Below are 12137 nucleotides of genomic sequence, written 5' to 3'. Positions count from 1 at the left end.
GTCCCCAGCGTTGCCGATCTTGACGTGCTGGTACCCGCCATAGGTGACCAACCAGTCGGCAATGTGCGCCTCCAACGCCGCCTCTGTGACAGAACTCACAACGTCGCCTGCTTTGGCTGTCCCGACCGCAGCATCACGCTGCAGCGGCGATCACTGCGGCTGCGGTCGCGCCCTCTTTGCGAGCGAGGTCGCTGGCAAAGCCTTTGGATTCCCAAGCCCACGCGGGCCACTTGATGTGCAGGGCGTCGTCACGCAGGGCCGGGGGTGCGTCCTGGACTATCTCCGTCCGATACGCAGTGTCTAGGCGGCCCCGGTCGGCCATGAAGCGTGCAGCGGGCAGACGCCGCATCCAGCCCTGATCGGCGGAGGCCAGGTGGCTTCGCGCGAGGTCGTCAAACTCCCCGGCCATGCCTGCTTTGCCGAGCGCCGAGTAGAGACGCAGCCACTGCGCGTCGTAAGTGATGCCCGTTGCCTCGATGCGTTGCAGCAGCCCAGCAACGGCGACCGGGTTCACCGGGGCGGTTTCTTCGACATAGGTAGAAAGCACATCGGCGTATTCGGGCCGCGCAACAATCGAAGCCTTGAACTCGTCTGCGGGCGCCGCATCGCCGGCAGCGGCGAGCAGAGAAATTCCGGCTCGTATCAGGAACGTCTCGGGCTGGGCGCGACGACGGAGTCCGAAACGCTCGGCCAAGCGCTCGGAATTCTCTTCTGCCTCGGCTACCTCCTGCAGCACGATCATCAGCGCTTCGGTGTCGTTGGGCTGCAAGGAGGCACCGACTGTCGATAGGACCTCCTTGACGCTGAGCGTACGGTGATACCAGCTCCACGACAGTTCCTCGTCGGCGCCAAGTGCGTCGAGCAATGCGATGACCGCTACGCCCTGCTCGGCGCGATCCGGTGCCTTGAGATACTGGCGAACGGCGTCGTTGACCTCGGTACGGCGGTCCATGTAAGTGTCGTGACGGAGCACTCGTGTCTTTTCGTCATTGACCGTCAACTCCAACAGCCGCAGTTGCTCTCGCACCAGCCGCTCTGCGTCTCGGACCTCGTCATGGGAACCAAGGATTCTCAAGTCATCGCCGTGGCGCACGTAGCGAATTCTCGCGGCGACCAACGCCTGATCGAGCGGCGACAACACCAACGTCGCCAGCGGATCGGAAGCTGCGAGTCCTTGCGGCAGGCCACGCTTGTGACGCGGCGTGATGGCTCCGAGCCATTCCTGCAAGGCGAAGATCACGACAGGATCGCATCCGGCGCGCTCGAGCGCTTCGGCGAGGATGTCGTGCCGAATCGATTCGTAGAACGACTGGATGTCGAGGGAGAGCACGTGAGTCTCGGCGCTCTCGCTGACGAAGCCTTCCAGCTTGACCCATTGCTTGTCGCTCTTGCGCCCCCGCGGCCACAGCAAAGCCCGCCGAGAAGTCAGGCTGGCCTCGATTTCGGCCCGGCAGCGTTCGACCAGAGCGGCGTACGCCAGCCGGTCGGCGAACCGGAGCGCCGCAGCAGGACGCACTCCGCCGCTCGTCTTGGGAATGTCCACCTCGTACACAGGCGTCGGCTCGTAGCTACCCGATTCGACGTCATGCCGAAAGGCTGCACAGACGCTCGCCATCCCCCGCGCCGAGAGGGCATCTCCCACGCGACCGGGCAGCAAGTCGCTGCTCACGTCACCTGCGCGCAGCGACGGCAGCCGCTCCACAAAGGCTTTCCAGCCCCCGCGCCGCCGCGGTCCTGCATCGTGCATCGCAACCCGGTACAGCCGACGGCGGCCATTGCCAGGCACCTGCTCAACGACAAGTTCGCCAGTGTCCCGCAGCTTTCGGGCAGCCCTGCTGATCTGGCTGATCTCGACTCCGAGTCGCTCAGCCAACTCGCTGGGGGACGCCGGCTGCTGCCGCACCTCGCCCAGAATGCGCTCACCGATGCTATGGGCGGATTCACGGGCATCTCGCTGGGCTTCTGTCGTGAGTTCGGCGAGCAGCCACCTGTCGAACTCATCGCCGAGCGCGGCGAGCGCGTCTGCTGCCATGCCGCGACGACGCAAGATGCGAGCGGCACTATCCAACTCCGCTGCTGCGACCGTAAGCGTTTGGACGGTCGGGTCGTCGAGCAATGCGCCTCCGCGTGCGACGACATCATCAAAGGCATCCCGCGCAGCCTCGCTCTCGGGCCCAGCGGCGCTGCGCTTCAGTGCAGCTTGCACGCTGTCTCGAAATGCGTTGAGCGCCGCATCACTCATGCGTCAAGCATATGTCAATCAGCCTGCTACGGGACGGTCGACGTCAGGGCGCCCATCCGCTGCCGAGACGAGCGATGGCCAGATCCGGTGCGCCTTCACTGGAGCGCTTGCGGATTCGCAGTTCGGCGTCCCGCACGGGCTGTCCGAGCAGTCCGTGCTCTACATCGTCTCCGCTCCACAGACGCGGATTGTTCGCGACCACTGTGGCACCTTGCGCTTGAGCGACCAATTCGCCGGCTGCGGCAGCGAAGTCCCCCAAGCGGTCTGACATCGCGGGCACTGCCAACAGGTGGACGCCCAGGTCGGCAACGAGTCGGTACATGTCGGCATCGAGAGCGTCCTTGCAGATCAGGGTGGCGACGCGTACCTGATGCCCACAACCGAGCGTGATGCACGGCTCGCCCCGATCGATGAACTCGCGGTTGCCATCGCGGTCAACGAACGGCACTGCTTTGTCGTGGTGCCATGCATCACCCACTCCCGGCAACAGCACCGTGGTCCGGTTGACGCGCCGCTCGCCGTCATTCACGTGCGCGCTCCCTGCAAAGAGGATCGGACGGTCAACCGCCTCGGCCCATTCCGTCGCCAGCCACTCAACAATGTCCTTATTGACGCTCAGCTCAGGCAGCACGACGACGCTGACTCCTGCGTCGACGGCCCGTCGCAACTGCCCAGCGATCCTTGAGCGCTGGGTCTCGGCGTCGGTCGGACCGATCGGCCCCGGGGCTTCGGTGAGCTCAGACCACGACTCGTTTGGCAGCAGCACGGCCGCCTCCAATGGAAGCAAGGCTGCCAGCCTGTCGATGATGCGCGGGTACTCGCCATTCACCACCACACGGATGTCGTCGGCACGAAACCGCCGAACGTGTGGCAGTTCGCCCGCACGCAGGCTGCGTCGATCTGGTCGGGCGCTGTACCCCACGTCGCCCATCAGACACATGCCGTCTACCGGGTAGAAGTCCCCAGCGCAGAGGTCGAACACCGGGCTACGGTCCGCCAGCCACGCCCTCGTAAAGCCCTGCCAGAACAGTTGGTCCAGTACCGAAGCAACCAAGTACGACAGTTCACCCGTCGTCAACGAAGTGGTCAGCATGGCCACCGCGTCGCTCGCGTCCGACGCATCATCCGCCGTGCCCACTGGCAGCGGCACCCCGTCCGCCCTGCTCAGTGCTCGCTTCAGAATCGCTCGAACCCGCTCTGCTTCTTCCCATCTGCCACCGTCAACCCAGTCGTCCCGGTCCACGCCCAGCGAGGCCGCTCGCTCAAGCAGCGCACACGTCGCCTGCCACGCGGAGCTTGCTTCACGGCAGTCAGATGCGACTTCGTCGACGTCAGCACTCACCATGCCTGCCTACCAAGCAAGTACAACGCTCAGCGGCCGAATTTCCGGGGCGCGGCCCGCAACATCGCCCAACGCCTCCAAGCCGACGCCTGACAGGGTTGACCGCCTTCCGCCGATGGCCGATACTGACGGCTTCCTCCGGTGCTGTTCTGGAGGAGAGACGTGAGCCCCGGAGTGCCAGGCCGAGGACCCGCCGCAAGGCAGGTCGACTAGGACGGGAGCCGGGGCTTTCGCATGTCTCGGCATCTGTCGGCCACCGCAAGGATCCCGGCGACCGCAAGCAGGTCCAAGATGGCGACCCTGCCTCCGAGCGCCCGGCTGCCTCAGTCGCCGTCTCGCGCGTCAGGACAGTTATCTCTGCCGATCGGCCTAGAGTTACGAGCATGTAGTTTGACATCGGGTTGTGCATGACGATCCACGACTCGCGGGCAGACACCCGAGGGGCACCGAGCGAGGTCTTGCTCAGCCGCGCCGCCTTCGTTCTCATCCGCTCAGCATCGGCCTGCGCCGCATTCTGCGAGCACAACGAGCCGGCGACCACCCACCAAGTTGTGGCCGCGACTGAGTCGATGCGCCGACTGGCCGCGCGTCTCGCCAGCCAGTCCGGCATCTCTTTGCTGCAGGCGTATGCGGGCCAACTAACGGGTCCCCGTCAACTGCCCCGCAGCCACACGCTCGACCATCACCAGCCGCGAATGCGGCGATAGCCGTGGCCTCGGCGCAGCCCGCCGAGCCGCCATGCCACTATTATCGATCACTGAGCCTCCGTTCGCAGTCGGGATCACGACAGATCCCACACTGCCATGGAGGTTCAACCCATCACAGGGACCGAACCGTCAACAAGGTCCGTGGACATTGCACCTAGATCATCGACTTCAGCCGTCTCCCTGACATCGGCGTTTCACCAGTAACCGCCGCCATAATCAATGCCTGCCGCCGCTCGGCTAGGAGATTGATCTGCGTGTCAAGCATTGAAACCGCTTCTTCGTGGCAACGAATCTCCGACCGGATGCGACTAAGAAGTTGTCGTTGCTCGCTCAAGGCAGGTACTGCGATTGGAATATCGGGGATATCGCTCATGTTGAGATGGGCGACTGTCGTGGCATTCGACAGATCCGCAATGAACCGCTGGGCATGTCCCGAGTATATGGAGTGTACTATCCATTCCCCGGACACTATTGCTTGTTTGACGCGAATCAGCACCATACGTTGTCCAATGCACAGACGAATGTCGGCCGGGACAATGCACGCCTCGCCGATTGGAGCTTCACGTGTCAACAGAACGTCCCCCGGGCCTGGCTCGCCTCGACGATTCCACTCGAGCCAACTCGCGCGATCCGTATAGCGCGCTCCGTCAAGGACCAGTCGGCCTTTCTTGACGTTAGAGGTACGCACGACCAGATACTCTCCATCGTCAACAACCGGGGCTGTCTTGTGGGGTGTATCGATAATCTGCTCGACAACGTGACGTAAACGCATGAGCCGCCAGTGCTTCGGGATCACTCTAACGTAGCGATTGGTCGTACTAGGTTCGCAGCTACTAGCGTGTCCATCCGCGCTAGCTCAGCTTCAAGTTCACTCGCTATCCGTGTTTGGATTGATCGGTCCGGCACCACAAGGCGTACCTCAGCGAGTGTGTCCGCGGACAGTTCCAAGAAAGTCGACCCTTGGCCGAGTGACTGCAATATTTCAGTCTTAGCTGAAAGCTGATACCGAAAGAAGCGTATATCTATATCTTCCTTAGGAACCAAGCCTTTGCAGCCTTGATTGATGGCCATTGGCACAGCGGTTTCCGCGATGTAACCAATCGGCGCTCGACAGGAGAGAATTAGGCTACCTTCTGGCACCAATGCACTTCCGGATTCCAACCCAGCCCTTGTGAGTGATCGTTGGGTAGATGAGACCATGCCACCATCACAGTGCGCGAGATCGACGGGAGTCGCCCAAGCGATATCTCCATTCCAGTTCTCAGGTGCCGCCGACGGCGTTCCACCGTTGACTATATTGAAAACACGTCTTATTGGGAGCAGATCAGGTGTCAAGTCGTGACCTCGATGAGCAGATCCCTGATCTCGGCTTCCAGGACGAAGATTTCAGCATCTATTTCTTCAATTGAGCGGAGTGGATTTGAGCTATAGAAGTAGCGGGTGACGGGGATCTCGTAGCCGATCTTGGTTTTGTCTGGGTCGTGCCAGGCGTCGGGGACGTATGCGAGGACTTCGGTTCGGAGGTAGTCGTCGATGGCTGTGCGGTATTCGATGGTGTCGATGCGGGCGGTTGGGTCGGCTTCGAAGGCGACCGGTGTCGGCGGCAGCGGGACGTTCTCGTGATCACGCAGCTCGGGGTCGGGCTGGGAATTGTCACAACGGTCTACCTGCACGGGCGCGGATGGGTCGCGGATGGCGAGCGCCCCTGCAACTGCCTTGCCGACCGCGGACACCTTGGCGCCGGTCACTGGCAGCACGGCGGCGCGCACCAGCGCCAGCACGGTGTCGTCTGAGTCGAACTCTTCGCCGAGATGCTCCCGCAAACTTGCGAGCAACACCTCGCCGGTCTCGGAGTCGAGCTTGGCCATCGCCTTGTGAGACTCGACGACTGCGAGCGTGTCCTCGGTAATCTCCCAGCGCAGCTGCAGCGGACGCTCGACGGTGATGCGCAGGAACCCGAACGACTCGTTGGTGAAGATCTTCGAGCGCGGACCTTCCTCGAAGGCGCCGTGCAGCCGGCCGATGTCGTCGATCTGCTTGGCGCTGATCTCCTTGCGCTTCTGGCCGAGGCTCTTGCCCATCTTCGTGAAGCTCTCGCGGGCGTCGATGAGCTGCACCTTGCCGCGCCGCCGAGGCTCCTTGCGGTTGGTGACCACCCAGACGTAGGTGGAGATGCCGGTGTTGTAGAACAGCTGGTCGGGCAGAGCGACCACCGCTTCGAGCATGTCGCTCTCGATGATCCAACGACGGATCTCCGACTCGCCCGAGCCGGCGCCACCGGTGAACAGCGGCGACCCGTTGAACACGATCGCCAGCCGGGCACCGCCCTCGTCGGGGCGCTTCATCTTCGAGATCATGTGCTGCAGGAACAGGAAGCTGCCGTCGTTGATGCGGGGCAGCCCCGCGCCGAATCGGCCGGCGAAGCCCCGGTCGGCATGCTCGTCGCGCACGACGTCGGCCACCATCTTCCACTCCACCCCGAACGGCGGGTTGGCCAGCAGGTAGTCGAACCGCTGGCCCTCGTGCTGGTCGTTGTCGAAGCTGTTGCCGAAGCGGATGTTCTCAGCCGTGAGGCCCTTGATGAGCATGTCGGCGCGGCAGGTGGCGTAGGTCTCGGCGTTCAATTCCTGGCCGAACACACGCAGCTCGCCTTCCGGGTTGAGCTCGCGCAGGTACGCCTCGGCGGTCGCCAACATGCCGCCGGTTCCGCACGCCGGGTCGAGCAGCGTCTTCACCGCGCCGGGGCGGGTCAGCAATTCGTCGTCCTCACGGAACAGCAGGTTCACCATCAGGCGGATGACCTCGCGGGGCGTGAAGTGCTCGCCCGCGGTCTCGTTCGACAGCTCGGAGAACTTGCGGATCAGCTCTTCGTAGAGGTAACCCATCTCCAAGTCGGACATCGTGTCGGGGCTCAAGTCGAGCTCGGCGAACTTCGACAGCACCAGATAGAGCAGGTTGTGGCTGTCGAGCCGGTCGATCTGGGCATCGAAGTTGAACTTGTCGACGATGTCGCGGGCTGAGTCCGAGAACCCGGCGATGTAGTTGCGCAGGTGGCCCGCGACGTGGTCGGGGTCGCCGAGCAGCGTGGCGAACGTGTGGTGGGACGCGTTGTAGAAGGACTGGCCTGCTTCCCGTTCCAGCACCGGGTCGCGGTTCTGCAGCGTCACCGGCAGCGTCTCGTCAGCCTCCAGCACCGCTGCTTTGGTGGGTTCCAGCACGCAGTCGAGGCGACGCAGCACGGTCAGCGGCAGGATCACCCGCCCGTACTCGGACTGCTTGTAGACGCCCCGCAGCAGGTCCGCCACCGACCAGATGAACCCTGCGTAGCTATTGACCGCCTCGCTGCTCATGTCCCCCCTTTGCGTTGCTGGGTGGCTTTGGCCTGTGGGCGGTGGGCAGACGCAGCTGTCACGCTGCCGGCGCCGCTGTTGCGGCCGTCTCCGAGAAGCGTTCTACCTTCAACGATGAACATCGCTCGCGAGCCTGCCAGAGGTCGTAGGACATCTGCATCCGCAGCCACGTCTCGGGCGTTGAGCCGAACGCCGCGGACAGCCGGTAGGCCATCTCGGTCGAGATGCCGCTGCGACCGTTCACGAGACTCGACAACGCCTGTCTGGTCACGCCCAAGCCCAGCGCCGCCTGCTTGACCGTCAGCCCGAGCGGCTCCAAGCACTCCCACTTGACGATCTCGCCGGGGTGGGGCGGATTCTGCATCGGCATAGCTGGCTCCTCAGTGGTAGTCGATGTAGTTCACATCAACGGCGTGCCCGTCTTCGAAGCGAAACGTGACCCGCCAATTGCCCGACACCGATACCGCATAGTGACCTTTGAGGTTGCCAGACAGCGCATGCAACCGGAACCCTGGAAGGTCGGCATCGCTCGGTTGCGTGCCGTGATCGATCACCGCCAGCACACGAGTCAGCTTCCGGACATGTTCAGGATTCACTCCTTTGGACCCTCGTCCTTCGTACAGCGCCCGGAGGCCCCGGTGCCTGAACGAACGAATCACTTGTACACTCTAGTGCGACAAGCGTCGCTTGTCGCACGACGGCACTGATGACTGCACGATCACCGCCGTGGGCGTGACAGGGCCGTCGTAGGGTGCTCTCGTGGACCCCGCCGCAGAAACATCTGCTGCCGACGGCGCTCGCAGCGCAGTGGGCGTTCGGTAGCTCGATCCGCGCCCCGAGGCCACTCGGGATCCCGCCGGTGTGCCAGTCACCGTGGTCGGAGCCGACGGGCTGGGCGACCTCGTGGATGCGCTGGCTGGGTCGACGGCACGGGCGGTGGACACTGAGACCGACTTCGAGCCGCGCCAAGCGGAAACGCGCGGCCACGTACCGAAGCTGCGGGTGATCTCGGCGGCAACCCGCGCTCGCGACGGCACCGAACGTGCGTGGGTGGTCGATGTCGGCAGGCACGACCTGGTGGAGCTGGCAACAGCTCTGCACGAGGGTCTCCGGGTGCCGGATCTGGCATCGGATGCCTGGAACGCGACGTTTGACGACCGGGTCATCGGCACTCATCCGATGGAGCCGGCCGCAGCGGCAGGCGCTGCCGTCGGGTCGTTGCGCTGGTGGGACGCGCAACTGGCCGATGCCCTGCTGCATCAAGGGCCGACCGGGTTCAGCTTCTTTCACGGACTGGCTTGGGCCGCCGAGCGCTACCTCGGCCTGAGCGTCGAAGGCAAGGCCACTACGCAGTTCTCCTTCGGGGCCAATGGCCCGCTGAGTGATCGACAGATTGCCTACGCCGCAGCCGACGCCGTCGAGACCCTGTGGGTGTCGGGCGTGCTGCGTGAGGGGCTGCGAGATGCAGGGCTGGATGAGGTCTGCCGGCTGGAGCAGGCAGCCCGGCCCTTTCTCGACCGCATGGAGCGCGCCGGTCTGCCCTTCGACATGCAGGGTTGGGAAGCCGAACTGGCCGAGCTGGCGTCGCGGCGTGCCGAGGTGCTCACCTGCTTGGCCGAGCTGACCGGCGGCGGTCAAGGCGATCTCTTCGGCGGCGGCCTCGAGCCCAGCTGGAACCCCGACAGCGAACAGCAGGCACGTGAGGTGCTGAACCGTTTTGCGTCCGACGAGGTGGAGGCATGGACGACCAAGACCGACGGCCGAACCCGGCCGCTGGCGCCGACTGATTCGCTCGGCGCATCGGTGCTGGCGGGCATCGGCGGCGAGCTCTGCAGCGCGCTGCTGGCCTACCGCGACCTGTCCAAGACCTTGAGCACCTTTGGGCACACGATGGCCGAGCACTTGTGGGCCGACGGCCGGCTGCACCCGGAGTACCTGCAGGTGGTGGGCACCAACACGGGTCGGCTGGCCAGCCGCAACCCGAATGCGCAGAACTTCACGCCGCGGCTGAAGCCCTACATGAAGCCCTCGCCCGGGCGGGTCTTCGTCTATTCCGACTTGAGCCAGGCCGAATTGCGCTTCGCCACCCAGCTCGCGGGCGACGACGGCCTGCGGTCGGCGTTCGAGCAGGGGCTCGACATCCACGCCGCCACCGCCGAGCGGATGTTCGGCGTGCGTCTCGACGGACCGTCAGGGCCGGCAGCACTCGACCGGCCTCGCTACGAGGAGTTCCGCACCAAGGCCAAGCGCATCAACTTCGGGATCCTGTACGGGCAGCGTGGCGCGGGGTTGTCGCGCAGTCTTGCCGATGCCGGGGTGCCGACCAGCCGCGGCGAGGCCGACGCACTCATCGAGGCCTACCTGAGCGCGTATCCCGGCATCGCCCACTGGGTGGACGAACGGGACCGCTTCATCGGGCACTTCGCAGCGACCGAACTCGATGCCGATTGGCAGCTCACGTTGCGGCTGGGGGCCCTGTGGCCCCGCACCGACGACGCCAGACGGACGCTACGGAGCCAGCAGCGCCGGCATCACAGCGCCGAAGAGGTTCATGAGGCGCTGCTTGCAGCGCCCGCTACCCCACCGCCGCCGCTGTGCAGACGGTCCACGACAGCGTGGTCATCGAGTGCGACGAGCGAGATGCCCCGACTCTGGCCATCGAAGTGAAGGCGACGCTTGAGGCTGCGATGTCACGCTGGTGCCCCGACGTGCCCACACGGGCCGACACCGACCTCCGCACGAGCCTGTCGGAAACCTCCATCGTCGAGCAGATCGGCTGACTCGCACCTGGGCCTGCCCGATGCCGAACGTGCGCAGATTGGCACGCTGCGTCGACAAATCACCGGGACTCACCCTGCGTCCATCAGCCGCCTGCGGCGTTGGCCCTGCTTTGCGCGAGCACATACAGCGCCATGGCTGCGGTCACGCCAACGCCCATGGTCATCAGCGCGCTGCGCACGCCCACCCATTCGGCAAGGCCGCCCAGCGGCAGCGCCATCAGGGCAAACATCGCAAACGGCAGTTGGAGGAGCGACTGCACCCTGCCCTGGTAGGGCTCTGCGGTGGCGCGCATGCCGAGCGTCTGCGTGAGCGCCATGAAACTCGTCGATGACGCGCCCACACCCAGCGAGACGACACAGGCCAGCCAGTAGCTGGGCATGGTGCTCAAGACCGTGACGGTCACGCCGAATCCGAAACCGACGACAACGAGCAGCGTGCCCGCACGCGGTCCGTCGGCGTGGCTGGCCAGCAGGGTGGCGGCGACCACGGCCCCGATGGACCCGACGCTCGAGATCAAGCCGACCTCGAACACGCCGAGGCCGAACTCGCCCTCGACGAACGCCGGCATGAACGCCACGTAGTTGAAGCCGAACATCATGACGAACAGCGAGATGAGGATCGTCCGGCGCAGCCCGGGGCGGGCCATGGCATAGCGGACCCCTTGGCCGATCTCGGCGAAGGGGTTGCTGCGCGCCTTGGAAGCGCTTCCGCCGTGCCGGGCGCGAGCCGTGCGGGGCAGTGGCAGCAGCAGCACGAAGCTGAGCGTCGCAATGGCCGACGAGACGAAGTAGGCGCCCGCCAAGCTCACCAGCGCCCAGCCGGCCAAGAGTCCAGCCAGCGACGGCGCGAACACCCGGCTGCCGCTCAGCGACAGCGACGAGAGCGTGATGGCATTGCCCATCCGCTCCCGGCCGACGAGTTCGCTCGTCATCGAGATGCGAGCCGGACCGATCAGGCCGAACATCAGGCCCTGCAGCGCACTCGACACCACCAGCATCCAGAAGGCGATGACGCCGGTCGCAAGCGCCGTGCCCATGCCCACCGCAGTCAGCAGCAGGATCAGCTGGCCGGCCAGCATCAGCGGACGCTTCGGCAGCCGGTCGGCGGCCACCCCCCCCAGCGGCGTGGAGATCAGCAGCGCCACGCCGAAGAAGAAGAACACGACACCCAAGGCGCTCTCTCGCCCAGTGAGATCCCACGCCAGCCAGCCACGCAGCAGGAACTGCATCTGGATGCTCATGAACGAGAACACGCCGCTCAGCCATAGCGCCCGGAAGGCCGGCACGCGCAACGTGGCGAACCTCGCGACCTTGGCGGGAGGGCCAGCGGAGTCGCCCGATGCTGCCGCCGCGTCGGCACTGCCTGATGGGGCCGGCGGCTGAGGGTCGGGCGTCGGGGCCACCCGTGTCTCCGTCATCTCGGTGAACCCCCGGACATGCCGAGCGCCGACGCTAGCGGTTCGGCCGCGCGGGCAAGCGAGGCGTGCACAAGCCGCCGGTACCCGGCGCTCCGGCATGTTGACGCTGCGGGTAGCGTCACAGCGGCCCTGATCCGGCACATGATCCGGCTGCGACCAGTGTCACCCATGGCCGAAACTGCCCAACTTAGGAGGTTGCCCAGATGCCGCGTCTCGAACTCAGCGGAGCCTCAGCAATCGTGACCGGCGGCGCGTCGGGCATCGGCGAGGCCAGCGCTCGCCAGCTCGCCGACGCCGG

Annotated in this window: 10 protein-coding genes; 2 read left to right on the top strand and 8 right to left on the bottom strand. The window is 65.1% G+C overall.

Annotated elements, in window-relative coordinates; translation table 11 throughout:
• Positions 1 to 133: 133 nt before the first annotated feature.
• Positions 134 to 2242: a reverse transcriptase domain-containing protein gene (locus tag VI480_RS05735; RefSeq protein ID WP_323671865.1), complete on the bottom strand. Its 2109-nt coding sequence runs from the start codon at positions 2240 to 2242 to the stop codon at positions 134 to 136.
• 43 nt (positions 2243 to 2285) lie between these two features.
• Positions 2286 to 3584 (bottom strand): hypothetical protein, encoded by a 1299-nt coding sequence (locus VI480_RS05730; protein ID WP_323671864.1) that lies wholly within the window; start codon positions 3582 to 3584, stop codon positions 2286 to 2288.
• Positions 3585 to 3991: 407 nt separating this feature from the next.
• On the opposite strand from VI480_RS05730, the gene VI480_RS05725 reads away from it, so the two are divergent.
• Positions 3992 to 4291, top strand: coding sequence for a hypothetical protein (locus tag VI480_RS05725; RefSeq protein ID WP_323671863.1), 300 nt, complete (start codon positions 3992 to 3994; stop codon positions 4289 to 4291).
• 154 nt (positions 4292 to 4445) lie between these two features.
• On the opposite strand, the gene VI480_RS05720 is transcribed toward VI480_RS05725, so the two are convergent.
• Genes VI480_RS05720 through VI480_RS05705 form a run of 5 tightly spaced genes read right to left on the bottom strand, consistent with a single transcriptional unit; the run spans position 4446 to position 8237 of the window.
• Positions 4446 to 5063 (bottom strand): restriction endonuclease subunit S, encoded by a 618-nt coding sequence (locus tag VI480_RS05720; RefSeq protein ID WP_323671862.1) that lies wholly within the window; start codon positions 5061 to 5063, stop codon positions 4446 to 4448.
• Between the two features lie 20 nt (positions 5064 to 5083).
• Positions 5084 to 5626, bottom strand: a complete 543-nt coding sequence (locus tag VI480_RS15605) for a restriction endonuclease subunit S (protein ID WP_416246647.1) — start codon at positions 5624 to 5626, stop codon at positions 5084 to 5086.
• Positions 5623 to 7641, bottom strand: a complete 2019-nt coding sequence (locus VI480_RS05715) for a class I SAM-dependent DNA methyltransferase (RefSeq protein ID WP_323671861.1) — start codon at positions 7639 to 7641, stop codon at positions 5623 to 5625. Before VI480_RS05715 ends, VI480_RS15605 begins: the two co-directional genes overlap by 4 nt.
• A 58-nt stretch (positions 7642 to 7699) precedes the next feature.
• A complete protein-coding gene (locus VI480_RS05710; RefSeq protein WP_323671860.1) occupies positions 7700 to 8011 on the bottom strand; it encodes a HigA family addiction module antitoxin in 312 nt (103 codons plus the stop codon).
• Positions 8012 to 8021: 10 nt separating this feature from the next.
• Positions 8022 to 8237, bottom strand: coding sequence for a type II toxin-antitoxin system RelE/ParE family toxin (locus VI480_RS05705; protein ID WP_416246646.1), 216 nt, complete (start codon positions 8235 to 8237; stop codon positions 8022 to 8024).
• 265 nt (positions 8238 to 8502) lie between these two features.
• Here VI480_RS05705 and VI480_RS05700 point away from each other — a divergent pair, with 265 nt between their 5' ends.
• Complete coding sequence (locus VI480_RS05700) at positions 8503 to 10308, top strand: DNA polymerase (RefSeq protein ID WP_323671858.1); 1806 nt, start codon at positions 8503 to 8505, stop codon at positions 10306 to 10308.
• A 196-nt stretch (positions 10309 to 10504) separates the two neighbouring features.
• Here VI480_RS05700 and VI480_RS05695 read toward each other — a convergent pair whose 3' ends face one another.
• Positions 10505 to 11839, bottom strand: coding sequence for an MFS transporter (locus VI480_RS05695; protein WP_323671857.1), 1335 nt, complete (start codon positions 11837 to 11839; stop codon positions 10505 to 10507).
• Positions 11840 to 12137 lie beyond the last annotated feature (298 nt).

This window comes from Candidatus Poriferisodalis multihospitum (assembly GCF_028283155.1).
Lineage (GTDB): Bacteria > Actinomycetota > Acidimicrobiia > Acidimicrobiales > Poriferisodalaceae > Poriferisodalis > Poriferisodalis multihospitum.
Note: the sequence above shows the minus strand (reverse complement) of the source record. Positions and strands in the feature narration are given on the sequence as shown.